The sequence below is a fragment of the Pectobacterium nicotianae genome (assembly GCF_023272715.1).
Lineage (GTDB): Bacteria > Pseudomonadota > Gammaproteobacteria > Enterobacterales > Enterobacteriaceae > Pectobacterium > Pectobacterium brasiliense.
Map to the genome: position 1 here is coordinate 4,377,798 of NZ_CP096821.1, position 25,815 is coordinate 4,403,612.

The 25,815-nt window shown below is 49.8% G+C and carries 26 protein-coding genes, 1 tRNA gene and 1 pseudogene; 11 read left to right on the forward strand and 17 right to left on the reverse strand.

Features of this window, described 5'->3' with window-relative positions; all coding sequences use genetic code 11:
- Positions 1 to 16: 16 nt before the first annotated feature.
- The 5 genes from MYB54_RS19420 to MYB54_RS19440 are packed head-to-tail and all read left to right on the forward strand — an operon-like array spanning position 17 to position 4,643.
- Positions 17 to 685 carry an ABC transporter ATP-binding protein gene (locus MYB54_RS19420; RefSeq protein ID WP_205593357.1) on the forward strand — a complete coding sequence of 223 codons (669 nt, stop codon included), beginning with the start codon at positions 17 to 19 and terminating at the stop codon, positions 683 to 685.
- Positions 666 to 1,898, forward strand: coding sequence for an ABC transporter permease (locus tag MYB54_RS19425; RefSeq protein ID WP_248721241.1), 1,233 nt, complete (start codon positions 666 to 668; stop codon positions 1,896 to 1,898). The genes MYB54_RS19420 and MYB54_RS19425 overlap by 20 nt, the downstream gene beginning before the upstream one ends.
- Entirely contained in the window at positions 1,888 to 3,423 is a 1,536-nt protein-coding gene (locus tag MYB54_RS19430; RefSeq protein ID WP_080756839.1) for an SUMF1/EgtB/PvdO family nonheme iron enzyme, read from the forward strand. Before MYB54_RS19425 ends, MYB54_RS19430 begins: the two co-directional genes overlap by 11 nt.
- Before the next feature lie 22 nt (positions 3,424 to 3,445).
- On the forward strand, positions 3,446 to 4,150 hold the full coding sequence (locus tag MYB54_RS19435) for a coiled-coil domain-containing protein (protein WP_014913963.1): 705 nt from the start codon (positions 3,446 to 3,448) through the stop codon (positions 4,148 to 4,150).
- Positions 4,151 to 4,160: 10 nt separating this feature from the next.
- Entirely contained in the window at positions 4,161 to 4,643 is a 483-nt protein-coding gene (locus MYB54_RS19440) for a coiled-coil domain-containing protein (protein WP_014913962.1), read from the forward strand.
- A gap of 727 nt (positions 4,644 to 5,370) precedes the next feature.
- On the opposite strand, the gene MYB54_RS19445 is transcribed toward MYB54_RS19440, so the two are convergent.
- The 10 genes and pseudogenes from MYB54_RS19445 to MYB54_RS19490 form a co-directional block, all read right to left on the reverse strand.
- Positions 5,371 to 5,655, reverse strand: a complete 285-nt coding sequence (locus MYB54_RS19445) for a type II toxin-antitoxin system RelE family toxin (RefSeq protein WP_248721242.1) — start codon at positions 5,653 to 5,655, stop codon at positions 5,371 to 5,373.
- Entirely contained in the window at positions 5,645 to 5,896 is a 252-nt protein-coding gene (locus MYB54_RS19450) for a type II toxin-antitoxin system Phd/YefM family antitoxin (protein WP_005973616.1), read from the reverse strand. Before MYB54_RS19450 ends, MYB54_RS19445 begins: the two co-directional genes overlap by 11 nt.
- Before the next feature lie 262 nt (positions 5,897 to 6,158).
- Complete coding sequence (locus tag MYB54_RS19455; RefSeq protein WP_248721243.1) at positions 6,159 to 8,486, reverse strand: phage/plasmid primase, P4 family; 2,328 nt, start codon at positions 8,484 to 8,486, stop codon at positions 6,159 to 6,161.
- Positions 8,487 to 8,496: 10 nt separating this feature from the next.
- Entirely contained in the window at positions 8,497 to 8,838 is a 342-nt protein-coding gene (locus MYB54_RS19460) for a DUF5375 family protein (protein ID WP_248721244.1), read from the reverse strand.
- Positions 8,835 to 9,101, reverse strand: a complete 267-nt coding sequence (locus MYB54_RS19465) for a hypothetical protein (RefSeq protein WP_010310714.1) — start codon at positions 9,099 to 9,101, stop codon at positions 8,835 to 8,837. The genes MYB54_RS19460 and MYB54_RS19465 overlap by 4 nt, the downstream gene beginning before the upstream one ends.
- Positions 9,098 to 9,292 carry a hypothetical protein gene (locus tag MYB54_RS19470; RefSeq protein ID WP_248721988.1) on the reverse strand — a complete coding sequence of 65 codons (195 nt, stop codon included), beginning with the start codon at positions 9,290 to 9,292 and terminating at the stop codon, positions 9,098 to 9,100. Before MYB54_RS19470 ends, MYB54_RS19465 begins: the two co-directional genes overlap by 4 nt.
- On the reverse strand, positions 9,285 to 9,482 hold the full coding sequence (locus tag MYB54_RS19475) for a host cell division inhibitor Icd-like protein (RefSeq protein WP_039294701.1): 198 nt from the start codon (positions 9,480 to 9,482) through the stop codon (positions 9,285 to 9,287). Before MYB54_RS19475 ends, MYB54_RS19470 begins: the two co-directional genes overlap by 8 nt.
- Before the next feature lie 44 nt (positions 9,483 to 9,526).
- Positions 9,527 to 9,829 (reverse strand): annotated as a pseudogene (locus MYB54_RS19480) (ash family protein); the annotation flags it as partial.
- 8 nt (positions 9,830 to 9,837) lie between these two features.
- The gene (locus MYB54_RS19485; protein ID WP_248721245.1) at positions 9,838 to 10,062 is read right to left on the reverse strand and encodes a hypothetical protein; all 225 of its coding nucleotides are present in this window, start codon (positions 10,060 to 10,062) and stop codon (positions 9,838 to 9,840) included.
- Positions 10,059 to 10,319: a helix-turn-helix transcriptional regulator gene (locus tag MYB54_RS19490; protein WP_248721246.1), complete on the reverse strand. Its 261-nt coding sequence runs from the start codon at positions 10,317 to 10,319 to the stop codon at positions 10,059 to 10,061. Before MYB54_RS19490 ends, MYB54_RS19485 begins: the two co-directional genes overlap by 4 nt.
- A gap of 535 nt (positions 10,320 to 10,854) precedes the next feature.
- On the opposite strand from MYB54_RS19490, the gene sid reads away from it, so the two are divergent.
- Entirely contained in the window at positions 10,855 to 11,586 is a 732-nt protein-coding gene (gene sid, locus MYB54_RS19495; RefSeq protein ID WP_248721247.1) for a capsid size-determining scaffold Sid, read from the forward strand.
- A complete protein-coding gene (locus MYB54_RS19500) occupies positions 11,583 to 11,831 on the forward strand; it encodes an ogr/Delta-like zinc finger family protein (protein WP_072061664.1) in 249 nt (82 codons plus the stop codon). The genes sid and MYB54_RS19500 overlap by 4 nt, the downstream gene beginning before the upstream one ends.
- A gap of 543 nt (positions 11,832 to 12,374) precedes the next feature.
- Here the strand turns inward: MYB54_RS19500 and MYB54_RS19505 are convergent.
- From MYB54_RS19505 to lptF, 7 genes are all read right to left on the reverse strand, one after another.
- Positions 12,375 to 14,408: a hypothetical protein gene (locus tag MYB54_RS19505; RefSeq protein WP_248721248.1), complete on the reverse strand. Its 2,034-nt coding sequence runs from the start codon at positions 14,406 to 14,408 to the stop codon at positions 12,375 to 12,377.
- Positions 14,405 to 14,869 carry a hypothetical protein gene (locus MYB54_RS19510; RefSeq protein WP_248721249.1) on the reverse strand — a complete coding sequence of 155 codons (465 nt, stop codon included), beginning with the start codon at positions 14,867 to 14,869 and terminating at the stop codon, positions 14,405 to 14,407. The genes MYB54_RS19505 and MYB54_RS19510 overlap by 4 nt, the downstream gene beginning before the upstream one ends.
- A gap of 2 nt (positions 14,870 to 14,871) precedes the next feature.
- Complete coding sequence (locus MYB54_RS19515) at positions 14,872 to 15,774, reverse strand: hypothetical protein (RefSeq protein ID WP_225582658.1); 903 nt, start codon at positions 15,772 to 15,774, stop codon at positions 14,872 to 14,874.
- A 132-nt stretch (positions 15,775 to 15,906) separates the two neighbouring features.
- Positions 15,907 to 17,169 (reverse strand): tyrosine-type recombinase/integrase, encoded by a 1,263-nt coding sequence (locus MYB54_RS19520; RefSeq protein ID WP_248721250.1) that lies wholly within the window; start codon positions 17,167 to 17,169, stop codon positions 15,907 to 15,909.
- 163 nt (positions 17,170 to 17,332) lie between these two features.
- Positions 17,333 to 17,417, reverse strand: a tRNA-Leu gene (locus MYB54_RS19525).
- Positions 17,418 to 17,646: 229 nt separating this feature from the next.
- On the reverse strand, positions 17,647 to 18,723 hold the full coding sequence (gene lptG, locus MYB54_RS19530; protein WP_010284634.1) for an LPS export ABC transporter permease LptG: 1,077 nt from the start codon (positions 18,721 to 18,723) through the stop codon (positions 17,647 to 17,649).
- A complete protein-coding gene (lptF, locus tag MYB54_RS19535) occupies positions 18,723 to 19,838 on the reverse strand; it encodes an LPS export ABC transporter permease LptF (protein ID WP_014913952.1) in 1,116 nt (371 codons plus the stop codon). Before lptF ends, lptG begins: the two co-directional genes overlap by 1 nt.
- 282 nt (positions 19,839 to 20,120) lie before the next feature.
- On the opposite strand from lptF, the gene pepA reads away from it, so the two are divergent.
- The 4 genes from pepA to MYB54_RS19555 all read left to right on the forward strand — a co-directional run bounded on the left by pepA (position 20,121) and on the right by MYB54_RS19555 (position 25,775).
- Positions 20,121 to 21,632, forward strand: coding sequence for a leucyl aminopeptidase (pepA, locus tag MYB54_RS19540; RefSeq protein WP_010284628.1), 1,512 nt, complete (start codon positions 20,121 to 20,123; stop codon positions 21,630 to 21,632).
- 127 nt (positions 21,633 to 21,759) lie between these two features.
- A complete protein-coding gene (locus MYB54_RS19545) occupies positions 21,760 to 22,209 on the forward strand; it encodes a DNA polymerase III subunit chi (RefSeq protein ID WP_014913951.1) in 450 nt (149 codons plus the stop codon).
- Positions 22,210 to 22,221: 12 nt separating this feature from the next.
- Entirely contained in the window at positions 22,222 to 25,077 is a 2,856-nt protein-coding gene (locus MYB54_RS19550) for a valine--tRNA ligase (RefSeq protein ID WP_205595054.1), read from the forward strand.
- A gap of 137 nt (positions 25,078 to 25,214) precedes the next feature.
- On the forward strand, positions 25,215 to 25,775 hold the full coding sequence (locus tag MYB54_RS19555) for an RNA 2'-phosphotransferase (protein WP_248721251.1): 561 nt from the start codon (positions 25,215 to 25,217) through the stop codon (positions 25,773 to 25,775).
- Positions 25,776 to 25,815: the final 40 nt, after the last annotated feature.

The window sequence follows — 25,815 nt, forward strand, 5'->3', positions numbered from 1 at the left end:
GATACGGATCTGCGATATGGACATCCGCCGAGGCGGAGCAAATGGCTACCAGGTATCATTACCTGAATTCGTGCTGTCTCGTGGCGATATCGCCGCCCTTGTCGGGCCCAGTGGATGTGGAAAAAGCACGCTGTTGGAAATGATGGGGACACTCCTGCGTCCAGCACGCCTCAAGGAGTATCGGCTGGGCGAACTGGATATCGCTACGCCGCTATTGGCGGAAAATGAAGTCCAGTTATCCACTATCCGGGCACGTACGTTGGGATTTATGCTTCAACATGGCGGGTTGTTACCGTGGTTTTCCGTTGCGGAAAACATCCACCTGACTCGACAATTGGTAGGGATGACCACTCACGCAGAGTGGTTGGATACCGCCATCGATCGATTAGGCATCCGTGCATTACTCGGCAAGATGCCTTCTCAACTCTCGATTGGCGAGCGCCAACGCGTGGCGTTTATTCGGGCGATTGCCCACCGACCACGTTTACTTCTGGCCGATGAACCAACGGCGGCGTTGGATCCCGACAATGCAGAACGGCTCTTTGCACTGATGATTGAGATGGTTCGAACGCTAGACATGGCCGTCATTATTGTCAGCCATGACTGGCAGCGAGTGGCGGATTTGGGCCTGCGCTGTTACAAAGCATCGGTAACGGAGGGGCAAAGTGTCTTCCTCCCTGCCTGAATTTCAACCCGCTCGCATGCTTTTGCTGCGTATGGCGCTGCGCGATTTATTGCACGATCGCAAAGTGACGCTATGTATTGTCTTTTCGCTGATTGCAGTCATCGCACCATTATTATTACTGTTTGGCCTGAAGAACGGCATCGTCAACCAGCTACGCCATGACCTGCTGGACGATCCTCGCACGCGGGAAGTGCGTATGACCGGGAATGGCAACTACGACCTCGCCTGGCTGGAACAATTAGCACAGCGCCCAGAAGTCGGTTTTACTGTTCCTCTCACTCGCTCTTTGAACACGCAGGCAGATTTGGTGCGCGACAGTCAGCATTTTGCCGCGAATGCTGAGGTGATCCCCACCGGAGAAGGCGACCCGTTACTACAGGGCATTCCTCCGCTACAGCAAGATACGCAAGTGGTATTAAGCGCCAGTGCGGCACGCCGCCTTGCGGTTCAGGTTGGGGGGCGCTTCCACCTGCGGGTCAACCGCAATCTTGAAGGGCAGAACCAGCGTGCGAGCATTGAGCTATTTGTCAGTGGGGTACTTGATGAGGCCAAATTCACTCGTCCTGCTGCGTTTATCTCCCTGCCGCTTCTGGTCGCGTTGGAAGATTACCGTGATGGTTTTCAGGTTTCTTTACTTGAAGTAAGCGATGGAGAGCCACCACGGCAGCGCCTACGCTTTGCCCGAGCGCGACTCTATGCCAGCACGCTAGATGATGTGGCACCACTGGCTCGTTGGCTGGAAGCGCAGCATATCGAATCGGTCACTCAGGCGGCACAGATCGAATCTGTGCGCGCCATCGATCGCGTACTGGGTCTCATTTTCGCGGTCATCGCATGGATCTCGGCTTCCGGCTGTATCGCCTCACTGATCGGCGCTTTTATCGCCAATATCGACCGTAAACGCACCGACATGGCCGTACTGCGCCTTCTCGGTTTTCGCCGTCAGGCAATCACCCTATTTATCGTGATCCAGGCGCTTTGCCTTACGGGTGTGGCATTCAGTATCGCGTTAGCGATTTATCTATTGGGAAGCGAATTGTTTAATCGTCTGCTTGGCACATCCCTTCCCGATCATATGTTCGTTTGCCACCTCGATCCCATTCATTTTATTACTGCACTGTTGTGCGTACTGGCGGTGGCGTTAAGCGTTGCCGCCATCGGTGCGCTGCGTGCGCTGAAAATCGAACCTGCGGAGAGTCTACGTGAAATTTAAACTGGTGCTGGGCCTGGTTATGATGGGTATGGGATATACCTGCGCCGCGCAGGCAACCTGGGATGAGAAATTCTGGAACCCGAAACCGCTGGCAGATGATGTCATCCTCCCTCTCCCCTGCGATGGCGCGATGGCGTTTAGGAAAGTGATTATTCCGCAAAATAACCTGCTGGATGACTACGGGATTGTTGTCGGACAGGAAGGTGATGAATGGGGATATGTCGAGCAAGCCCGTCAGGAGCATATCGCAGGCAGTTTCCCTGAAAAAAAAGGACAGAGCCGCTACTACTTGATGGCGAAGTATGAGCTGAGCGATTTACAGTATTTGGCGCTCTCTGGCGAGTGCCCGACGCCAGATATAAAGGGCCGTCTGCCAAAAGTGAATATTGGCTGGATGGATGCGATGTCCCTTGCTAACCGTTACAACCTCTGGTTACGGAAAGAGAAGCTGGCGAGTTTGCCTAAAGACGACGGACAACCTGGCTTTCTCCGCTTACCTACCGAAACCGAGTGGGAATTTGCCGCCCGAGGCGGGCAATCAGTGTCATCATCAGAATTCCGCGACCAGCATTTCCCAATGCCAGAAGGCATGAATGGCTATGCCTGGTTCGCTGGCGCGCAATCAGCAAATGGGAAACTCCAGCCAACGGGCTTGTTACAGCCTAACCCACTCGGATTGCACGATATGCTTGGCAATGCTGCCGAGATAATGTTCGAACCCTTTCGCCTTAACAAGCTCGACCGCTTACATGGTAAAGCCGGTGGCTATATCGTGCGCGGAGGAAGCATTTTAACGGTACAGAGCGATATTCGTAGCTCGCTGCGCGGTGAAGAGCCCTATTACGACGCCAAGGGAGAGAACGGCAGTAAAACGACAGGCATGAGGCTGGTTTTGGTATCAACAACGCTCACATCCCGCGATCGTGTCAAAGAAATTGAAAAAGAGTGGCAGGCCCTCGGCACGGAAAAAAGCACCACAAGTGATGGAGGCGCGACAGGCTCGTTGCAAAATCTCAATGAAATTTCCGCCAAAGTGCAAGATGAGGTGCTAAAGAAACAGCTGGAACAACTACGTGGTGAACTGCGCGCCAACAGCCAGTTGCGAGATGAACAGCGCGATCAAGCTATAAGAACATCACTACAGTTAGGCGCATTTTTATGCACAAAGATGAAAGATGACGGCGAATTTCTTGATCGCCTTAATCAGCTCAATGCAAAAACCTGCGCAGCGGGTAATCAGCTAGATGCTAACTGCTCTCTTCGTCAGGAACAGTTAGGGCAGCATCAGAAAGCCCTCGATTTTATCACCAGCTATTACGCTGACACGCTAGTGGACATCGGTTCGACCTATAACAAATCTCTTATCGAACCACAGATCGCCATCGTACAGCAGCTAATGGCGGCACGTGGCAAAACTAATCTAAACGGATATCTGGATACCTATTGGAAAAACCTTCAGGGGTACTGGAAGGATGGCAAAGTGGCACGGGATGCGTGGCTTAACGCATGCAAAAACAATAACTAATAAATATGAAGGAGAGTAGGTGATGGTAACGTTTAAAGCATTACGCACAGCAACAATCGCGGGATTAATTGTACTTCTGGCTGGCTGCCAAAATTCATCAAGCCTGGGGGGTAGCGGCGTCGATCCACGTCTGTCGAAGAGCGAGGATATGGAGTTCTTTAACAAATCAGGGTTGCAGGCTTGTGCCGCCGGTGCGGCGATAGGAATGCTGGCTTGTGCAGTCAGCGACACCGAACATAAAACATTGTGTATGGCGGCGGCAGCCGTGGCTGGCTGTGGTATCGGTGTTGGCACCAATGCTTACCTGGATAACCAGCGTAAAAAATACGCCACTCAGGAAGAGCAGTTAAATGCATCGATTAAAGATATCCAGGCTGAAAACACCCGAATTCAAGGCGCATCTGATGTGGCGAAGTCGGTCATCGCCAGTGATAAGCAAACCATTGCCAAAATAGAGAAGGAAATTGCGACAAAATCGGTGAAAAAAGAGGAAATGCAAAAACAGATCAAAGGGATAGATGCAAACATCGCCTATTTGCGTAACACGATTACCGATATGAAAAAACATGAGAAGCAGTGGCAGGACGTCTCAACAGATATGCAAAAGTCCGGCGATAACACCAAAAAATTAGATACAGAAATTGCCCAGATGCGTGACAAAATCGGTTCATTACAGAGCGAGCTGGATAGCCTTTATAACCAGCGTACCGCCCTGAAAGTTAGCTAAGGAAATTCCCATGCGCGTTTTATTGCCAGTATTCACCACACTCCTGCTAGCTGGATGCGTTACCAACCCGCAGAGCTGTGACCCGACAACCGGTGACGTCAGTATCGTCACTAAATTTAACTGCAACTATTCTGGAACGTGGGATCAACGGGTTACAGAGAAACAGCAGACGCTGCAACATGAACAGGAATTGAATAAAGAGTTCAATGCCGTGTATGCCGCTATTGAGCAGGAAAAGGCGCAAAGTAATGCCAGTGTTGCCACTAAACGTAAGTCGCAACAAGAGTTACAGCGTTCGATGAATAATCTGGTGGCACAGCTGAAGAAAAAGAATGCAGGGCGCGCAACGGCACAAAAAGAGATCGCCGCACTGGAAAAAAGCATGAAAGAGGCACAAAACCGCCCTTCCGAATCAGAAATGCAAAAACAGATGGAACTGCAGAAATTACAAGGGCAGCTTACTGCGCTTCAAAACATGTTAGCATCGCAGTAAACCAAACGCCTGTAGACCGTCAGGTCTACGGGCCGATTTTTCCCCTGATATCATTCCCCAAGGATTCGAAACACCGCACCCGATTTCATACCGGAATGGGAGTACTCTGGCACACTCGTCCAGTTGACTTCGGAATATCTGGTCGGAAACATCCCGTCGAAGGAGCATGTTCCTGGACCGCGTTAAACGACCATTCAGCACTTTCGTCTTATAGACATCGCGTTAGTTTTCAAAAAATCGCAGGAGGGGGATGAAATTAAAATATTTATATTACAAATACATATGGAGGTTACTGGACGATTTCAGACATAAAAAAAGCCACCCTGAGGTGACTTAATTTTCATACTAATGGTGCGAAGGCCGGACTCATGTATAGAAATAAGATATTGAATATCAACAATAAAATTAAAAAATAAATAATTTATGCCCCCTTTTGTGCCCCCAAGTGATTTTTAGCCATATATCAATGAGATAGGCAAACACCCTGTAAATGATATTTATTATCATCCGTCCGGATTCGATTCCGTGCAACGGATCCTAACCGAACACACATAATGATAATGACTCAGCCAAAATAAAAAGATTTTGCACAAAACTGTTCACTCTCTTCACTACGGTTTTTTATTTTTATTAATCAATGTATTAGTGCGTGATGAGTTGGTGAACACGTGACGAATTACTCATCACTGGATAGATAGGTTGCACAACAAGATAGTCGAGCCCGATCTTATAATCGGTCTTTGGCTGCTTTATAAACCTCTGAGCGTTCCCGTTTGCCCACAGCTAAAACCAGTACCACGATCTCATGCTCAAGCACTTGATACACTAACCGATAGCCAGCGGAACGAAGTTTGATTTTGTAGCAGTCAGCCATTCCGTGAAGCCGGTTGGCGGGAACGTGGGGATTTTGTAAAATCTCTTTCAGTTTTTTGGTGAACTGCTCCCGCACGGGTGCACCCAGCTTCTTAAATTCTTTCAGCGCGTGCTCTTCAAACTCCAGCTTATAACTCATCCAGATCGACCTTCACACGTTTCCCCTTCATCCGGGAACGGGCAATTTTGGCAAGTTCGATATCTTCCTGATAGTCGGCCAGCGCTTCCCATGTTTCCGGGGAAACATAATAGCCAGAGATACGGCCATTGGTTAACACGGCTACAGGCTCGCCGTTAGCTTCTTTCAGCGCGGCATTGGGCGATTTTTTAAAGTCGCTAATACTCACAGCAGCATTGGCAAGAATAGGTTGTACGGACATAACTAGCCCCTTTTAAGTATGATATTTGATACTGAATTTAGCACTTAATCAAAAAAGCAGCAACGCTATGGTATAAACGTGAAACCAAATAAAAAGATTTTACACAAAACTGTTCACTCTCTTCACTACGGATTTTTATTTTTACTAATCAATGGATTAATGGGTGATGAGTTGGTGAACAGGTGATGAGTAACTCATCACTCTTTGAGGTATCTTGACGCAAAAAAACCGGCCGGAGCCGGTTTCGTCGTATTTGGTATCTTTACCTCGCAATCTCACATTTTGGCAGCCAGTCGGCGTCTGATTCGTCTTTCAGCTCAAGGTTAGTCTGTATGCCCTGATTGGTTCGCCCTTTGAGGTATGTCTGCCCGTATTCCGACATCATGTTAGGCAGCACCTTACCAAAGGCCGTCAGGCTGATGGGCTTCTGGTGGCCGTGTGACTCCATAAAAGACAGGTAAGCGTGGTACAGGTATTTACGCGGATTACGCGGCGTGATGTTGGCGTTGCCCATATACAACCCGGTGGTGTCACTGTGTGCCAGCAGGTAACCGCAAAAATCAACCAGCGGGTCAGCCTGCCGCTTGATTTCCAGTGCTTCGGCGGAGTGTTGCTGTGCCTGTAACAGCGTTCGGGCAGCGTTTGGGTCGGCAAAACGTTTCATCAGGTGACGCACAATCACCGCCAGCTCTGCGCGGATTTTCTCTTTCAGCTTGGGGTCGCGTTCGCTGGCCGGGATGGTTTCATCGAAGTGGATAATCACCCGGCGACGGGACACGCCGCCGCTGCGGTCGCTAAAGCGCATCGGCGAGTTGTTCACGGCCAGAATCACCGCCGGAATACGGGTGGAATAGGCGTCACGGTATTTCGGGTCAACCATCACCGCATCGCCGCCGGTAATGGCTTTAATGCCTGCACCGTCACCGCTCCATTTTTCCTGGTCAGGCAGGACGATTAATGAGAAGCCGATAATCGACGAGCGTTCACGGGATGATTCAATGGTGTTGATGGTGGCCGCTGTGGTGTTGTCCTCCCCGGCCAGCATGGTGGCAATTTCTGCCAGAATACTTTTTCCGCTGCCGCCGGGGCCGGTGACTTCAAGAAACAGTTGCCAGTCGTAGCAGTTCGCCAGCACCATAAACAGCGCGGCCAGAATACGCTCCTGCTTATCCGCGCTGTTCCCGGCGGCACGGGTCAGCCAGCGCCAGAAGTGCGGGGCATTGTCGGCAAGATTTTCCCCGGCCTTAAACGGCGTGTAATCCACATCATTGACGGTATTCAGCCAGTGCTCCCGGCGGTGCGGTTTAAATTCACCGCTGACGGTATCAAACACCCCGTTACGAAAACCGATTAACCGGCGTTGGGGCTTCTCCTGCATCGGGATAATCAGTTTCAGGGTATCTAACACGCTGCCAATCCCGGACGCGGTAAAGGGGGCGTGTATCTTCTGAAACAGCGCCGCGATATCCCGGCTTAACAGGCGGTAGGGCAACACTTTCCACGCGCCGTTATGATACTGGAAGAAGGTTTCCCCGAACGCGTCAATCGCCAGCGTATCGCGGTAATGCTCGCGTATCTTCTCCGCTTTCTCGCTGGCGCTCATGGCCTTGAATTCAGCCTCACCCAGCGACGCAAACGGGCTGACCGATTCAGGTTGAGTAAACGCGTTCAGATGCTGCCGGGTGGCGTCGGCACCCTCGGCAAGATAGACGTCATTCCAGTCACCAAACACCGGCGGCAGTGCGACACGGCCATTGACGGCAGCGGCAGCCTGTTCCGCTTTGGTCTGGCCGGTGCCGTTCTCGTCCCGGTCAGCGGCTATCAGCAGCGTGACCGCCGGGTAGCGGGTTTTCAGCTCACGGGCAAGGGACGGCAGGTTGTTCGCACTGAGCGCGACATACACCGCATCACCGGTTAACTGATGCAGCGTTAAGCCGGTGGCGTAGCCCTCAGCCAGCCAGATAACGCTGGCCTGCTTGCCGCTGAACGCGTGAAAAGCGCCTTTGACCTGCCCGCCTTTTAACGTGCGCTTGTCGCCCTGTGCATTGATAAGCTGGAGATTCACTACTTCACCGTCCGGTGTAGTCAGCGGCACCAGTACATCACCGGGCTGATAGGTGATACCGCCTACGCGCAGCGGCTTACCCTGTAAGGTTGGCACGGCGATATCCGGCCAGCCTTTGGCGCTGAGATACGCGTTACCGGATTGCGTCACCGCCTCTTTCAGTTTTGCCTGTGCCTGAACCGCCGCCCGTTGCCGGGCGGCCTCGCTGTCTGCGTCGTCTGGTGTTGACGCTGCCGGGCTGTCCGGCAGGTCGCCCAGCCACGCGCCCACTTTCAGGGCGGCTTCTGTCGGCGTCAGTTTCAGGGCTTTTTCCACCAGATTCAGGCCGTCACCTGCGCCGCACTGGTTACAGAACCATGTGCCGCGCCCTTCTTTGTTATCGAAGCGGAAACGGTCTTTGCCCTCGCACATCGGGCAGGCGGTATGCTGCCCGGTGGCATCAACGCGGATACCCACTGCCGGGAGCAGTTGCGGCCAGTGGCCGCTGGCGCGTTTCACGGTCTGTGTCACGGTAAGGTGTGCCATACGTTGCCCCTTAATGCAGTGTGGTAGTTGGGGTCGTCGCTGTCGCACACTGGCACAGCTCCCCCATGATGATGTGCCCCAGCGCGGTTAACCGGGGTTTATCAGTCAGTAACGTGGGTTGCACCATATCGCCCAGCATGGCGCAGGCGATTTCCATCCCGGTAGCGATACCGTGCTCACGCACATGTGCGCCCTCCAGCTCCAGCGCAATGGCAATTTCCAGTTCGGTCAGGTTGCAGTTCAGGGCAATGCCGGTTTCCCGGCAGTTATCCAGATAGGCCTGTGCCACAGCGCGGCGGTACACGGCAGTACGCACTTCCAGCGGAATACAGGACTGATTATTGCTGTTCATTGTGCTGTCTCCCGTGCGGTGAAAAGGTGGGCTTCACAGTGGGTCATGACGTGGCCTATCTGGTCAGTCAGCAGCGCCACCAGTGCGGCCATATCATCGGCCGGTAACGTATTGGGTTTGGCGGCGGTCATGCCGCATTGCTGAGCGTCCAGCATATCGAGAAACATCACACCAACGCGGTGCGCATGAGACAGGCGCAGGTAGTCAGCGTGGGGAATGGGATAGGTATCCTGATTATTGAGACGGGCGGCTAAGCTATTCATGCGCTCACCCCGTTCTCGGTTTCCGGCACTTCCGGGCTTTGCAGCGTCACGGCCAGCAGCTCCAGCCGTTCAGCCAGTACAAACGTCAGCACTTCTTTGGCTACCGGGTTATCCAGCTCAATCACGGCATGCGTCAGAGCGCGGCACTGGTCGGCGATTTCATCAAGGGTCAGCGGGGTAGAATCAAACATGGCTAACCCCCTGAGCAGGCAGACGGCCAGCAAAAGACAGCACATAGTCACGCGCCAGTAAACGGCGGGCGCTGATTTCATCCGGGGCGATAACGGCTTCACGGTGCGGTAAGGCGCGTAATTCGGCGCGGCGCACGGCCAGAAACAGAAAGGTAAATTGCGGGTGTGACGGGGTGAGGGTCGTAGCCATGTGGCAGTCTCCTTGAAGTAACGGTTATCGCTACCACCGGAGTTCCTACACTCATGGGTGGTAGCCCAGACGGGGGTAGGAATACCGGCCTTCAAGGGAACCGGCCAGCCCGAAGGCTGCCCCGCCTGAGCCACCATAATTTGGATGCAGTTACGGCGTAAATGCTGCCGAATAGCATGCAGGTGTGCTAAGACCACGACATAAAAAAAGACGCATGGCGCGTCTGGTGTCGCCTTGAAGTAACACGGGTTCCTACGCCCGGCTGTCGATTTTGCGACAGCCGAGAAACTATAACGCCAAAAAGCCCCGGCAGGCAAGCCGGGGAAACGGATAAATTGCGCAGTCATGAACAGCCTCAGCAGTTGGTCAGCGCATCACCGGCACGGGATGCGCAGTAACGCCGAGGTGAATCAGAGGCGGCGGGCGTCGGTGCAACGCTCAGCAGCAATGCACCGAAACGCTGTTCACGGGCGGCAACGGTGGCCGGGTTGCGAATGGCGGGCAGCAGTTGATCGCACAGATTGAGGGCTTCCCGTTCATCAAGCGTGACCGACTGACCGGCGATAGTGAAGGTGATCATGCGTGGTTCTCCTGTTGGCGGGCGGCGATACGCTCGGCCACCCAGTGATGAATTTCGGACTCAACCCACGCGACACTTTTCCCACCCAGCGAAACGTTGGCGGGAAAGGCTTTGCGGCTGCTCAGTTCATACAGCGTCGAGCGGGAAATGCCGGTAACGTGCAGCACTTCCGGCAGGCGCATTAAACGCTCTCTGGCCGGATGCTGTGGCATCGGGGGCATAGCAGGAATGGGTGTTGGGGGTGTGGCTGACAACATGTGACGCTACCTCGTTTATGTCCGCCCGGCTCTGGCCGGATGGCGCTGGATTGCTCTGGTAGCTCGCTATTATGTGAATATTTTCAGGGGTAGCAACAAGGGGCTGTTGTGCCATTGGTGAGCAAAAAACAGGCTTTTTTTGCCACCGGATTGTCATTGTTTCTCTTAGTTTTCCTTTGTTTCTCATTTGAGAAAAGTCTACGTGTTTATGACTATTAATCACCGCGCTATTTATAGGAAATAACATCGTAAAAACTGCTCGCCAGAAAAAAGGCTCAAAAAACCGGGTGAACAGTGTGAACACTCGGTGAAGAGTTTTTTATCAACTGTTCACTTCTTTATTTATTGATTTATCTATTCTTTTTTCTCAGGTGAAGAGTAGTGAATAGTTTTATAAAAGAGTTGGTTTTAAATCGGGCAAACCGCCTAAAGGTGAGATTGTTTTGTGTGGTCGATGGCAGGACAGGCTCAGATAGCGGGGGTTGTGTGGTGAATTGCACAATAGCTACCAGATAACCCAAACAGGACAACGGCCATGACTAAAACTTCCGCTTCAATACTGAATGAACGTATCACCAAACAACGTAACTACTACAACAATGCTAAGGCCGCCTATCAGAAAGATAACAGTGCTTTACAGAACGTGATCAGCGCGATTGAAAATGCCCAAAAGCAGCAGCGTGTGGAACAGGAAAAAAGTCTGTTACTGGAAAACGACTGGCGGCAGCGCTTCCGTGATGCAGGCGGCCAGATGTCAGACGATTTGAAGTCACTCCATTTACAGCAGGTATCCCACAAAGAGCTGGCGAAAGAATATGACAGTCTGGTGACCTCGTTAGAGTTGGACAAAGAACAAGCTGAATTGTCCGCTGCCAAAAGCGGGCTGGATTATCAAAATGCTCACCGCTCCCTGATGCGTAGTTATGCCGCTTACGAGCTGGAAAAAACGATGGAAACGGTAGAACCGCTTATCAGGAGCATGGCTTTACGGCTTCATGCGCTTTCCCTGCAATCACACGACGAGCAGGTCTATGATCATGTGAACTTTACGGCAAGCGCCAATCAGGTTGTGCTACAGGAGGTGACTCAGCAACTTGAAAGCCGGATGGAGAGTTATCGATTTGACATGAAAGAAGAGGCACTGTTGCAGGAAATCGGCCTGTATAGCCCACCCCTACAGAATATCAGTGAAGCCTTGCTGACCAGTCCAATCAAACGGATGCAAAAAGGTCAGGCTATACGCGAACAGCGGGAGAATGCTAAATGATGTCTTGCCCGTTCTGTGGCCATGCCGCCCATGCCCGCACCAGTCGCCCGTTATCGGAGAACGTCAAGCAGCGTTATCACCAGTGCCGGAATATTGAATGCTCCGCAACCTTTCGGACACTGGAATCGATAGAGGAAATTATTCAGCCATCGAATAGACGCGATCTGCCGGTGCCGGATATTCCGTTATCACCGGCTATGCAGAAAAAATATAAGGATTACCCAGCCTCAGCCCTACGGAATTAATTAGCCAGATTATAATTTCATTACCGTCAGCATCAGAAAGTCGCCCGCCATTGCGCGGGCTTTTTTGTGAGCTTTTTTCTCTGGCTAGCGATTTTTTGACCGTGCATGCATACGGTGCATGGATTTGCATGCATGAGGAGACTTCAAAAACGCCTGTTTCCCCTTGCTACAAGGCTTCTGGAGCAATTTGTACCATGCATGGAAAGTGCATGATCTAGTGAGAGCGGGCAGGCGGGGAGAGGGTACGCGCGACGGGGTAGAGTGGAAGAGATAGCATTGCGCGCCAACTTTAAATGACTTAAATATCTCGATAGCCAGCTAAAGCTGGTGAGAAATGAATTTAAAAAATTGCAATAGCCAACGAGGCATTCATGTATGGTAATGCGCATAGGAGTAGAACTTCTCCTTAGATATATGTAATACCCCCCAAAAGAAGCACAATTAAGCGAAAATATAATATATATCGCTTAATTGTACAGACAATGGAACTTCAATACATTATTAAATCATTCATATGTTTATATTTCAGAATATTGAGACTATTTATTGCTTACGAATTATATTACTCTCAAAATGTAACATATTCACATGTAAGCCATCCAACATAGCAATTAAATCAGAATATTTTTCGCTAGTACCCATTATGATCTGTTTTTTTTCCAGATACGAATCTGACGCTTTTTTAATGAATGTTTTGAAGCTAACATCTTTGGTCTCCTGCTGCCTTGGCTCATCCATAACAAGCAACCCTAAGTGATTCGTGGATATATCATTCGAGTTGGAGTCTAGCATCAATAATGAGTATAAATATGACCAAATCACCCTAATATTATCACTAGCAGATGCTTCAGAACCAATATCTATACCGTCAACAGTGGGTTTGTATGTGTTTGTCGATAAATCAAAACCTTCAATTGGAGTACTTTTGTATCCAAAGTCTTGTAAATTAGACTTGAATGAATCCCTTAATAGCTTCAACTTTAATTTATCTTTTTGTGTAAATCCATCGTACGGAAGAACTGCCAATTTATTATTACATTCCCGCCAATCGGAAAGAACTGCAAGAAGTGTATTTTTTTTATCCATTTCAAAATTCAAAAGTGAATTTAAACCGTCAATATCTTTTTCCAGCTTTACTTCTTTTCTTATCAACTCTCTAAGCCCTGAGTTTACAGGAGATAAAATACTACGCTGAATTTCCTTAATCTGATAACGTAATTCTCTAACTCTAGCGTTGGCTACTTTTAATGTTGCTTCTTTTTTTTCAAACTTTAATTTTTCACTTTTTGCTAAACTATCAAATACGGCAAAAGTCTTCTCTAGATATTTTATATTATCCTCAACGGTTAATATTTTACCATCCAAGGTTGCTGGCAACAAAGTATTCTCTATAGCTTGACCACAAGTTGGACAGCTATCTTCAACAAAAGCAAACTCTTCCTGTGAACCTAATAACTGCAATTTTTCAATATCTCTGTATTTCCTCAAACTTTCTTTAGTATCATTAAGACTTTTGTTTATTGATATAATATATTGTTTATTGGCCTCTATATCTGAGATTAATAGCGAGAGTGCGTTTTCATGATTTGCTAAATTTGCTCTCATGTCATCAAGAATTAAATCTAACTCTCCATCGGTTGAATCATCATCATTCTTTAACTGCTCTCTAACAGCTTCTAATTCCTTTTCATGATTAGATTTATCCTGTGGTAATGAAATCTCATTATTATCATCATCTAGTGTATATAAATCACTATCCTGATAGATTTCAGATTTTGTTGTAATTTTTTCAGGTATTCTTGTTGATACAAAGAAACCATAAGATTTTGCATTAGACTCTAAGTCTGAAAGTGTATTAAGCCACTTAGTTTCTTGATTTTTCTTTTCATCTAAATATATCTCTCGTTTCCTTCTGATTTCACGAACATCTAGATTAAGAGTATATTCAAGTATATTTTGTGACAAATCCTTTATACCAAAATAAGTAGGAGTAATGTTCAGTATGCCGCCCCACCCTCTTGTCTGCTCTACGTAATTAACAGTAAAAATTGATTCAATATACAATGGACACTTAGTTCCATCATATTTAATCACTTGTGGTTGCCTTATCCCTAAATAATCAGAGAGAAAATAATGAAAACCTTTTTCACGCTGTGCAGAGCCTGGATCTTTTAGAAAAAAATCAGTGAAATTTTGTGTGTTAATCCTGTCAAACTCACAATCATAGACAGTGACTATTTTTGAAGCATTACTATTACTTTTCCTTAATATGGTAATTGTTTTTTCATTTTCATTAGCAATTTGTAGATATATCTTCGATTCATTAACTAGAACTTCATTATCATGATAATCCCTTAATTTAGTTGTTAAAGCAGATTTTAAAGGATTGTTTCTAGACGGCCCCAAAATACCTTCTAATCCTAATGCATATATTATTGATTGAATACAGGTTGATTTACCAGAGGAGTTCTCAGCGCTTATGATGTTTAGTCCATAATCAAACTTCAGGTCTGCCCCATAAATACCATCACTTGTACTTGTCCTAATTATTAAGCGTTCAATTTTTAGCTTGCTCATATAATTCCTTTATATAATATCTGATCGATCTTCTTATCGGAAAACTCGGATCTAGTATAGTTTTCAATAAATTCCTTCTCAAACACAAACAACGTTGAATCTTTATAAATTTTGTTAGACAAAAGCGTCCCTTTATTAGTAAGAACAACACTCTTTGCTGTGTCTAGAGAAAATACCCCTTCAGCCAACCCCAATGAAATTGCCTTATCTAAAAGCGGATCAAAGCGAATATTAATATCCGCACAGGCCCCATCAGAAAAGTATCGTAATCTTTTATCAGAGGATGATATCAAAGAATATAAAACTTGCATTTTTTTCAAACTCGCTGAGGAACCTCTACAGAGTTTGTTAAGAATAATAGTTAGCAAGGATATTCTCCAAATTGGTCTTAATTCTGGCTCAACTGGAGACCCAGTTGAGCTAAATGTCATCTTTTCAGGAATTTCTTTTAAAATATCCATGATTAAAAATCCAAATTACAACGCATTAGCCAATCACCAACTACTCCCGTCGAAATACATTTTAGATTATCTTGATGAAGACGGCTAGATTCTTTGAGTTTATTATTTAAAAATTCAATTTGCTGAATTGGAGTCAAAATTTCAGAGTCAAAAAATGCTAATGACAAATCTTGCTCACGATCCAAAATACCATTTGTTATTTTCTCATGTAAAATTGGATAGTTATCCTTTAGATCGCTCATGACGTTTTTATACATAACAATATTTCTTAATAAGAGCGTTGATGCATTTTTAACTTGGCTTTCGTTATCCTTTATCTTCCTAAGTTTCCTTGATATATTATCCCCAAACTCGCTGCTATTATCTTTAAGATGATCGATATCACTTATATCAACTTGAGGAAGTTCTATTCTTAATAATCTTAATCCGCTACTAATTAATTCGTCTTCTTCTTTCTTGAAATTGTCTCTATCCCAAATTAACACTTTAAAATCATTATTATCAACATAAGGTAAGTTGGCAGCTAAAACATCAGTTTCTTTATTTGTTGCATGCACATTCAATTGTTTAGATAAATGCCTCGGCACTACTAAAATCCAACGTCTTATTTTTGTATTTTGTAGTATTTTATTTAAATATCCATTTTTATCTGAAACGAACTTTCCGACATCCGCTGTCATTTTGTCTCTTTGTTTTTCATATAACTTATCAACCGCGCATGCTTCATCAGGGCAATAAGACTGAAAAGCATATCCTTGTGTGCAATATCCTTCAATTCCTGCATCACCATTATGAAAGTCAGGGATAGGAATATAATTTTCTTCTCCAAACTTAAGGCGGAGAAGATCATTGACGTGAGCTTCCCATTCCTTGGCTTCCCATACTTTATTTTTTGATATTTCCATAAAATCGCCAATTTGAAATGAATGAGTATTCGGAAATTCAAACACCATTAACACAAACAAATAAAAAAATCAATTATTTATAATAAAAATAGATTTGCGGCAAATTTTATTCTGTACCAACTTATGTGAGATTTAGTACTTTTTTAATCGAGCGAAATCAAAAGATTTGATGTACGTAAATTTATTAGCATCCAAATAATCAGCCCACCATTGCACCATCAACCGGCGCTCGTCAAGATACTCAGACGTGTGAATATATGCCGCACGTACATTATTGCGTTCAGAGTGGCTTAGCTGGCGTTCTATCGCGTCATCACTCCACAAGCCAGACTCACCCAGCGCACCACGCGCCATCGTTCTGAAACCGTGGCCGCACACTTCTGTCTTGGTGTCATAACCCATGGTACGCAACGCACTATTGACCGTGTTTTCGCTCATCACCTTTTCAGGGTTGTGATCGCTGGGGAAAAGCCGGGGATTATCACCGCTCAAGGCTCGTAATTTTTCCAGTACAGCAAGCGCCTGATTGCTCAGCGGCACAACATGCTCTTCTTTCATTTTCATGCCACGATAGGAATATCTCACACCTTCAATTTCTTCTCGTTGTGCGGGAATACGCCATTCTGCGCTATCAAAATCAAACTCACGCCACCGAGCGAAACGCAGTTCACTGGAACGGACGAACGTCAGCAGCATTAACTCCACCGCACAACGGGTAAGTAACCGGCCACGGTAGGCCGCCAGACGTGAAAGAAATTCAGGGAAGCGGACGGAAGGTAAAGCGGGATAGTGACGGGCTTTAGTCGTAGTTAGCGCCCCGGCCATATCGCCAGCCGGATTAGACTCAATGTAATCATTCTGGACAGCGTAACGCATAATCGCCGTAATACGCTGTTGCAGCCGTTGAGCGACGTCATGCTTGCCCGATGCATCCACGGCTTTGATCGGTGCCAGAAGGTGGCTGGTTTTCAGCTTACGGATATCCGATGCACCGATTTCGGGGAAAATATACATTTCCAAATACCGGATAACCCGCGCACGATGGTAATCCCCCCAGCGCTTGTTACTAGCGTGCCACTGACGGGCGACCGTTTCGAAGGTATATGCCCCCTCAGATTCTGCCTGTATTTCTTTTTGCTCGGCTTTAGGATCAATGCCCTGAACCAGCAATTTTTTGGCTTCATCACGTTTAGCGCGAGCATCAGCAAGGGTAACCGTCGGCCATACGCCAAAAGCTAACCTGTCTTCTTTCTTATCGATTGGGCGGCGGTACTTCATGCGCCAGTATTTCGATCCGCGTGGGGTGATCTCAAGATACAGGCCGCCACCGTCCGCCATCTTATAAGTTTTATCTTTTGGCTTGGCAGTCTCGACTTGGCGGGCGTTGAGCTTCATTTTGGGGGCACATTTCTAATCGAAGTGGGGATGCCCCCAATTATGCCCCCTGTGGGGTCTGGATTGCAACGGATGTGCTCGGACTCTTGAGGACAAAAAAAAAGCCTTTCGGCTTTCTTTTTAGTAACTTACGGACTGTTACGGACGTTCTCGAACTATCAAATGGTGCCGAAGGCCGGACTCGAACCGGCACACCTTGCGGCGGTTGATTTTGAATCAACTGCGTCTACCGATTTCGCCACTTCGGCACAGAAGTAGTATGCGGAAAACGGGTGCATTATACCGTTTGACGGCCCACGCGCAACGTTAATCCACTCTGCGTTCGGTTAAGTGCTGAAAAAATCATCTTTAGCAACGCGTTATGCCCGCTTCACCTTAATATAAAGTGGTAAGGGGCGTTGCCGAGGGCAATTTGTCACGACCAATAAAAAAGCGCCAAGGGTTATCCGCTCGGCGCTTTTTTGGAATGACTGGGTCCTATCGGCGTTTTAGCAACAGCGCTACGCTGATGAACAGAAACACCGAGCTCGGCAAGATCGCGCCCAGGATCGGCGGGATGCCATAGACCAGGCTGAGTGGGCGGAAAATCTCATTCAGCAGGTAGAAGAGGAAGCCGAAGCTGATACCTATCACGATGCGTGAACCCGCCGACACGCTACGCAGCGGGCCGAAGATGAAAGAGACCGCCATGAGCATCATCACCGCCACTGAGACCGGGGCAAAGATTTTGCTCCACATGTTCAGTTGGTAGCGGTTCGACTCTTGCCCGCTTTGTTTCAGGTATTTGGCATAATTGTGTAGCCCACGGATCGACAGCGCATCCGGCTCCAGCGCCACCACGCCGAGCTTATCCGGCGTCAGGTTGGTTTTCCATTCTCCGCTGAACGTCTGGCTGCCACCAATCTGTTTACCGTCGCTCAAATCAGATTCATCAACCTGCGAGAGCTTCCAGACATTCCTGTCATCTTCAAACTCGGCGGAGGCCGCATAGCGCACAGATAGCAGCTTGTTCTTATCGTCGAAGTGGTAGATGTTGACGCCAGACAGTTCTTTATCGCCCGTCACTCGTTCGATATAGATAAAGTCATTGCCGTCTTTTGCCCACAGTCCGCCCTGCGTAGAGATCATCGACCCACCGGAAATCATCTGAGAACGGTAGTTGCGTGCCATCTGTTCCCCTTGCGGAGACACCCACTCGCCAATCGCCATCGTCAGCAGCACCAGCGGGATCGCAGTTTTCATCACGGCAGTCGCAATCTGCAAGCGGGTAAAGCCAGAAGCCTGCATCACCACCAGTTCGCTGCGGGTTGCAAGCTGGCCCAGCCCGAGCAACGCGCCCAGCAGCGCCGCCATCGGGAAGAAGATCTCAATATCTTTGGGTACGCTGAGCAGCGTGTACAGCCCTGCGCCCAGCGCCGAATACTCGCCCTGCCCGACTTTACGCAACTGGTCAACAAACTTGATGATGCCGGAGAGCGACACCAGCATGAACAACGTCGTCATGATGGTGGTAAAAATCGTTTTGCCGATATAGCGGTCTAATACACCAAACATCAGGCCGCTCCTTGTGTTTTAAGGGTACGAGGCTTAAAGCGGGCGCGCACTTTGCGCATCGGCACGGTATCCCAGAGGTTAAGCATGACCGCGATACCGAAGTACATCAGGTTGGTCAGCCAGACCCATATCATGGGATCGATTTTTCCTTTGCTGGCGTTAGAACGCAGCGAGCTTTGCAGCAGGAAGAAAATCAGGTACAGCAGCATCGCAGGCAGCATACTCAGTACCCTGCCCTGACGTGGATTCACCACACTCAGCGGCACCACCATCAGCGCCATGATCAGCACCGAAAGAATCAACGTCAGCCGCCAGTGGAACTCCGCTCGCGCATCGTGTGCATCCGAATGCCACAGGGTCTTCATATCCATTTGTTGCACGTCGCTATTATTTAGCGTCACGCTCTGGTGACCAATCACGGCCTGATAGTTGGTGAAATCGGTGATACGAAAATCACGCAGCAGCGCCGTGCCTTCGTAACGCGAACCGTTATCCAACGTCACGACCTGCGCACCATCTTCGTTTTGCTTGATATGGCCGCGATCGGCGACGACGACAGAAGGCCGTGCGTTACCGCTGGGGCGCAGCTGTGCCAGAAAGACGTGCTCAAACTCTGACCCTTTGACATTGCCGACAAACAGCACCGCGTTGCCACCCTGTGCGGACTGGAACTGCCCTTCTACCAGCGTTGCCATGCCGGGGTTGGCCTTCGCTTCCGCCAGCACTTCTTCCTGATGCCGCGACGACCATGGACTAAGCCACATGACGTTAATAGTGGCGACGATGGCAGTGAACACCGCCAGGGCCAGCGCGGCTTTCAACAGCACGCGTTTGCCCAACCCGCAGGCGTGCATGACGGTGATCTCGCTTTCCGCATAGAGGCGGCCAAACGTCATCAATACGCCAAGAAATAGACTTAATGGCAGGATGAGCTGCACCATTTCTGGTACGCCCAATCCCAACAGGGAGATAACCAAATTTGTCGGGATTTCACCATCAACAGCGGCGCCCAGTATCCGTACTAATTTCTGGCAAAAGAAAATCAGTAACAGAATGAAAAGGATGGCCAGTTGACTCTTAAAGGTTTCCCGTACCAGATATCGAATGATGATCACGCTTAATTACGCCTGTGAAAACTTGTCTTTTTGCAGGAAAATCGATAGTTTCTTCGCTAACGCGCCATTTATACTCATTTTTGGCTGCCCTCTTAGCTAAAACTGTATTACAACACACTGCGTTTGAGCTGTTGTATCAGAACCTGCTTATTAGTCACTAAAACAGGTTCGTTACGTCGTTAAGATTAACACAGGTTATGTTAACGCAACGGCGGGAAGTATTACGGAGTGTCACATTCTAGCCGTTGCCCCCGCTGTTGTCTTTAAGATTCAGGAGAGTACATGGAGTTCAGCGTAAAAAGCGGTAGCCCGGAAAAACAACGCAGTGCCTGCATTGTCGTCGGCGTGTTTGAACCGCGTCGTCTGTCCCCTATTGCCGAACAACTCGATAAAATCAGCGACGGCTATATCAGCGCGTTGCTTCGCCGTGGTGAATTAGAAGGCAAAGTGGGGCAATCACTGCTTTTGCACCATGTACCTAACATTCTTTCCGAGCGCATTCTGCTGATTGGTTGCGGTAAAGAGCGCGAACTTGATGAACGCCAGTACAAACAGGTGATTCAGAAAACGATCAACGCTCTGAACGAAACCGGCTCGATGGAAGCGGTCTGCTTCCTGACCGAGCTGCACGTGAAAGGCCGTAACACGTACTGGAAAGTGCGTCAGGCGGTCGAAACCGCAAAAGAGACGCTGTACACCTTCGATCAGCTTAAGAGCAACAAGGTCGAGCTGCGCCGTCCGCTGCGCAAAATGGTCTTCAACGTGCCGACGCGCCGTGAGCTGACCAGCGGCGAGCGTGCCATTCAGCACGGTCTGGCGATTGCTGCGGGTATCAAAGCCGCGAAAGACCTCGGCAACATGCCGCCGAATATTTGTAATGCCGCGTATCTGGCTTCGCAAGCGCGTCAACTGGCCGATACCTATAGCCAGAACATCATCACGCGCGTGATTGGCGAGCAGCAGATGAAAGAGCTGGGCATGAATGCCTATCTGGCCGTGGGCCAAGGCTCGCAGAATGAATCGCTGATGTCCGTGATCGAATATAAAGGCGATCCAAACCCGGAAACCCGCCCGATTGTGCTGGTAGGTAAAGGGCTGACGTTCGATTCCGGCGGCATCTCCATCAAACCTGCCGACAGCATGGACGAAATGAAGTACGACATGTGCGGCGCGGCCACGGTCTACGGCGTGATGCGCATGGCGGCCGAACTGGCGCTGCCGTTGAATATCATCGGCGTGCTGGCGGGTTGTGAAAACATGGTCGATGGGCGCGCATACCGTCCGGGCGATGTGCTGACCACGATGTCCGGCCAAACGGTAGAAGTACTGAACACCGATGCGGAAGGCCGTCTGGTCTTGTGTGATACGCTAACCTACGTTGAGCGCTATGAGCCGGACGTGGTGATTGACGTCGCAACGCTGACCGGCGCGTGCGTGATTGCGCTGGGGCACCACATCACCGGGCTGATGGCGAACCACAATCCGCTGGCGCATGAGCTGTTGAGCGCGTCCGAGCAGTCTGGCGACCGCGCATGGCGTCTGCCGCTGACCGACGAATTCCAGGAACAGTTGGAATCCAATTTTGCCGATATGGCGAATATTGGCGGTCGTCCAGGCGGTGCGATTACCGCAGGCTGCTTCCTGTCGCGCTTTACGCGTAAGTACAGCTGGGCGCATCTGGATATCGCAGGCACCGCCTGGCGTTCTGGTAAAGCCAAAGGCGCAACGGGTCGCCCGGTCGCGCTGTTATCACAGTTCCTGCTTAACCGCGCCGGACAGAACGACGTAGAATAAGACTTTCACGTCAACGGCGATGACCAGCGCCAGCGATTGCCTTATTCTTATAAAGTAATTGCCGTCTTATGGGCCGGACTTCCGGCCCTTATCACTTTCTGGCTCTTAGCAATCAATAGTGTAAACAATGAAAAACGCAACGTTCTATCTTCTCGAACACGACAGCAAAAGCGGTGAGCTCAGCGCCCATGAGGCACTGGCATGCGATCTGGCGGCAGAACGTTGGCGAGCAGGAAAGCGCGTGCTGATTGCCTGTGAAGACGAACAGCAGGCCATCAGACTGGACGAGGCGCTGTGGCAGCGCGATCCCAGCGCATTCGTGCCGCACAATCTGGCAGGCGAAGGGCCGCGCCACGGTGCGCCGGTCGAACTGGCCTGGCCGCAACGGCGTGGCAACGCGCCACGGGATCTGCTGATCAGCCTATTGCCGCAGTTCGCAGATTTTGCCACCGCTTTCCATGAAGTGATAGACTTTGTCCCTTACGAAGAATCCTTGAAACAGTTGGCGCGCGACCGCTATAAAACCTATCGCAGCGTCGGCTTCCAATTGACCACGGCTACGCCGCCAACTCACTGAATTTTGAGCATAATGGAAACGAAATATAACCCGCAAGATATCGAGCAGCCGCTCTACGAACACTGGGAAAAGCAAGGCTACTTCAAGCCGCACGGCGACACGAGTAAAGAAAGCTTCAGCATCATGATCCCGCCGCCCAACGTCACCGGCAGCTTGCATATGGGTCACGCTTTCCAGCAAACCATTATGGATACGTTGATTCGCTATCAGCGTATGCAGGGTAAAAATACCCTGTGGCAGGCAGGTACCGACCACGCTGGTATCGCCACGCAGATGGTCGTTGAGCGCAAGATCGCCGCAGAAGAAGGCAAAACTCGCCACGATTACGGCCGCGAAGCGTTCATCGACAAAATCTGGCAGTGGAAAGGCGAATCCGGTGGCAACATCACCAATCAGATGCGCCGTCTGGGCAACTCCGTTGACTGGGAACGCGAGCGCTTCACCATGGATGAAGGCCTGTCCAACGCGGTGAAAGAAGTTTTCGTCCGTCTGTATAAAGAAGACCTGATTTACCGTGGCAAGCGTCTGGTGAACTGGGATCCAAAACTGCGCACCGCAATTTCCGATCTGGAAGTCGAAAACCGCGAAGTGAAAGGGTCGATGTGGCACCTGCGCTATCCGCTGGCCGATGGCGTGAAAACCGCTGACGGGAAAGACTATCTGGTCGTCGCGACTACCCGCCCGGAAACCGTGCTGGGTGATACTGGCGTCGCCGTTAACCCGGAAGATCCGCGTTATAAAGATCTGATCGGCAAAGAGGTGATCCTGCCACTGATTGGCCGTCGTATTCCGATCGTTGGCGACGAACATGCCGATATGGAAAAAGGCACCGGCTGCGTGAAGATCACGCCAGCTCACGACTTCAACGACTACGAAGTCGGTAAACGCCACCAGTTGCCGATGGTCAATATCCTGACGTTCGACGGCGATATCCGTCAGAGCGCTGAAGTTTTTGATACCAATGGCGAAGCCAGCACCGCTTGCAGCAGCGAGATTCCAGAAGCCTTCCAGGGTCTGGAGCGTTTTGCCGCGCGTAAAGCGTTAGTCGCCGCATTCGATGAGCTTGGCCTGCTGGAAGAGATCAAAGCGCACGATCTGACCGTTCCTTACGGCGACCGTGGCGGCGTTGTCATTGAGCCGATGCTGACCGACCAGTGGTACGTGCGTGCTGCCGTGTTGGCTAAACCGGCGGTGGAAGCGGTAGAAGATGGCCGCATCCAGTTCGTACCAAAACAGTACGAAAACATGTACTTCAGCTGGATGCGCGACATTCAGGACTGGTGTATCTCCCGTCAGCTGTGGTGGGGTCACCGCATTCCGGCCTGGTACGATGCCAATGGCAACGTCTATGTGGGTCGCACCGAAGCGGAAGTACGCAGTGAAAACAACCTCGCTGACGATGTCGTTCTGAATCAGGACGAAGACGTGCTGGATACCTGGTTCTCATCCGGGCTGTGGACGTTCTCTACGCTGGGTTGGCCAGAGCAAACGCCCGATCTGAAAGCGTTCCACCCAAGCAGCGTGATGGTCAGCGGCTTCGACATCATCTTCTTCTGGATTGCCCGCATGATCATGCTGACCATGCACTTCATCAAAGATGAAGACGGCAAACCACAGGTGCCATTCCATACCGTCTACATGACCGGCCTGATCCGTGATGATGAAGGTCAGAAGATGTCCAAATCCAAAGGTAACGTGATCGACCCGCTGGATATGGTGGACGGCATTTCGCTGGAAGCACTGCTGGAAAAACGTACCGGCAATATGATGCAGCCACAGCTGGCGGAAAAAATCCGCAAGCGCACCGAGAAACAGTTCCCGAACGGTATCGAGCCGCACGGTACGGACGCTCTGCGCTTCACGCTGGCGGCGCTGGCCTCTACCGGCCGCGACATCAACTGGGACATGAAGCGTCTGGAAGGTTACCGCAACTTCTGTAACAAGCTGTGGAACGCCAGCCGTTTTGTGCTGATGAACACCGAAGATCAGGATTGCGGTTTTGGCGCAGGCGAGAAAGTGCTGTCACTGGCTGACCGCTGGGTTCTGGCAGAATTCAACCGTACTGTGAAAGCCTACCGTGAGGCATTGGACGGTTATCGCTTTGATATTGCTGCCGGTATTCTGTATGAATTCACCTGGAACCAGTTCTGTGACTGGTATCTGGAGCTGACGAAACCAGTGATGAATGGCGGTTCAGAAGCGGAACTGCGCGGTACGCGTCACACGCTGGTTACCGTACTGGAAGCGCTGCTGCGTCTGGCACATCCAATTATTCCGTTCATTACCGAAACCATCTGGCTACGCGTTAAAGCGCTGAAAGGCATTAACGCCGACACGATCATGTTGCAGCCGTTCCCTGAGTTTGATGCCGCGCAGGAAGATACGCTGGCGCTGAACGATCTGGAGTGGATTAAGCAGGCGATTATCGCCGTGCGTAACATTCGTGCGGAAATGAACATCGCGCCGGGCAAGCCGCTGGAAGTCTTACTGCGTGATGTCACTGCTGAAGCACAGCGTCGCGTGGAAGAGAACCGCAGCTTTATCCAAACGCTGGCGCGTCTGGAAAGCATTACGCTGCTGCCTGCGGGCGATAAAGGTCCGGTTTCCGTCACTAAACTCATTGATGGTGCCGAGCTGTTAATTCCGATGGCAGGCCTGATCGATAAAGCGGCAGAGCTGGATCGTCTGACGAAAGAAGTAGCGAAAATCGAAGCAGAGATTGAGCGCATCGAAAGCAAGCTGTCCAACGAAGGCTTTGTGGCACGCGCACCGGAAGCGGTCGTCGCCAAAGAGCGTGAGAAGCTGGACGGTTACGCCGTAGCGAAAGCCAAACTGCTGGAGCAGCACACAGTCATCGCTGAGCTGTAACGCTCACCGATTTTCTAGCGGTAGTACGGTAAGTACGAAAGCCTCGTTGAAAAACGAGGCTTTTTACTTTTTATTCGCGTAAAAAGTATTTCAATTACAATCTATTCGCTTCGCAAAATGCATGGATGGAGAACACAATGAGCAACACGAATCATGCTGAAGTCAGCAAATTTCTGAGCTACGTTTTACGGCACAAGCCCGAAACCATTGGGCTCACGCTGAACAGCGAAGGATGGGCAAACATAGCGGAACTGATTAGCGGTGCGGCAAAAGACGGACGCCTTCTTACCAGAGAAGTGATTCAAGATGTCGTCGATAGCAGTGATAAAAAGCGCTTTTCTATTTCACCGGATGGGTTATCAATCCGCGCAGCACAAGGACACTCGTCATCACAGGTCGATCTGCGTTACGAGCCTAAAACACCGCCCGACTTTCTTTACCATGGAACAGCAACCCGATTTGTCGACTCAATAAATCAGCAGGGTTTGCTTTCTGGCTCACGTCAGTATGTGCACTTGTCTGCCGATGAAGCCACAGCGATAAACGTCGGCCAACGGCACGGCAAGCCCGTGGTATTAACAATAAAGGCGCGGGAAATGCATCAGCAGGGGTTCGTTTTTTATCAGGCGGATAACGGCGTCTGGTTAACGTTGACGGTTCCCGTGCCGTTTATCGCTTCAACACCATTTATGGATTGATGAGTGCGTACATGAATCGCCTGTCTTCGCTGGCCAACCA

Coding starts and splice junctions, on each gene's coding strand:
- MYB54_RS19420 (WP_205593357.1), top strand. CDS start 17: ATGGACATCCGCCGAGGCGGAGCAAATGGCTACCAGGTATCATTACCT.
- MYB54_RS19435 (WP_014913963.1), top strand. CDS start 3,446: ATGGTAACGTTTAAAGCATTACGCACAGCAACAATCGCGGGATTAATT.
- MYB54_RS19440 (WP_014913962.1), top strand. CDS start 4,161: ATGCGCGTTTTATTGCCAGTATTCACCACACTCCTGCTAGCTGGATGC.
- MYB54_RS19445 (WP_248721242.1), bottom strand. CDS start 5,655: ATGAGTTATAAGCTGGAGTTTGAAGAGCACGCGCTGAAAGAATTTAAG.
- MYB54_RS19450 (WP_005973616.1), bottom strand. CDS start 5,896: ATGTCCGTACAACCTATTCTTGCCAATGCTGCTGTGAGTATTAGCGAC.
- MYB54_RS19455 (WP_248721243.1), bottom strand. CDS start 8,486: ATGGCACACCTTACCGTGACACAGACCGTGAAACGCGCCAGCGGCCAC.
- MYB54_RS19460 (WP_248721244.1), bottom strand. CDS start 8,838: ATGAACAGCAATAATCAGTCCTGTATTCCGCTGGAAGTGCGTACTGCC.
- MYB54_RS19465 (WP_010310714.1), bottom strand. CDS start 9,101: ATGAATAGCTTAGCCGCCCGTCTCAATAATCAGGATACCTATCCCATT.
- MYB54_RS19470 (WP_248721988.1), bottom strand. CDS start 9,292: ATGTTTGATTCTACCCCGCTGACCCTTGATGAAATCGCCGACCAGTGC.
- MYB54_RS19475 (WP_039294701.1), bottom strand. CDS start 9,482: ATGGCTACGACCCTCACCCCGTCACACCCGCAATTTACCTTTCTGTTT.
- MYB54_RS19485 (WP_248721245.1), bottom strand. CDS start 10,062: ATGATCACCTTCACTATCGCCGGTCAGTCGGTCACGCTTGATGAACGG.
- MYB54_RS19490 (WP_248721246.1), bottom strand. CDS start 10,319: ATGTTGTCAGCCACACCCCCAACACCCATTCCTGCTATGCCCCCGATG.
- sid (WP_248721247.1), top strand. CDS start 10,855: ATGACTAAAACTTCCGCTTCAATACTGAATGAACGTATCACCAAACAA.
- MYB54_RS19500 (WP_072061664.1), top strand. CDS start 11,583: ATGATGTCTTGCCCGTTCTGTGGCCATGCCGCCCATGCCCGCACCAGT.
- MYB54_RS19505 (WP_248721248.1), bottom strand. CDS start 14,408: ATGAGCAAGCTAAAAATTGAACGCTTAATAATTAGGACAAGTACAAGT.
- MYB54_RS19510 (WP_248721249.1), bottom strand. CDS start 14,869: ATGGATATTTTAAAAGAAATTCCTGAAAAGATGACATTTAGCTCAACT.
- MYB54_RS19515 (WP_225582658.1), bottom strand. CDS start 15,774: ATGGAAATATCAAAAAATAAAGTATGGGAAGCCAAGGAATGGGAAGCT.
- MYB54_RS19520 (WP_248721250.1), bottom strand. CDS start 17,169: ATGAAGCTCAACGCCCGCCAAGTCGAGACTGCCAAGCCAAAAGATAAA.
- lptG (WP_010284634.1), bottom strand. CDS start 18,723: ATGTTTGGTGTATTAGACCGCTATATCGGCAAAACGATTTTTACCACC.
- pepA (WP_010284628.1), top strand. CDS start 20,121: ATGGAGTTCAGCGTAAAAAGCGGTAGCCCGGAAAAACAACGCAGTGCC.
- MYB54_RS19545 (WP_014913951.1), top strand. CDS start 21,760: ATGAAAAACGCAACGTTCTATCTTCTCGAACACGACAGCAAAAGCGGT.
- MYB54_RS19550 (WP_205595054.1), top strand. CDS start 22,222: ATGGAAACGAAATATAACCCGCAAGATATCGAGCAGCCGCTCTACGAA.
- MYB54_RS19555 (WP_248721251.1), top strand. CDS start 25,215: ATGAGCAACACGAATCATGCTGAAGTCAGCAAATTTCTGAGCTACGTT.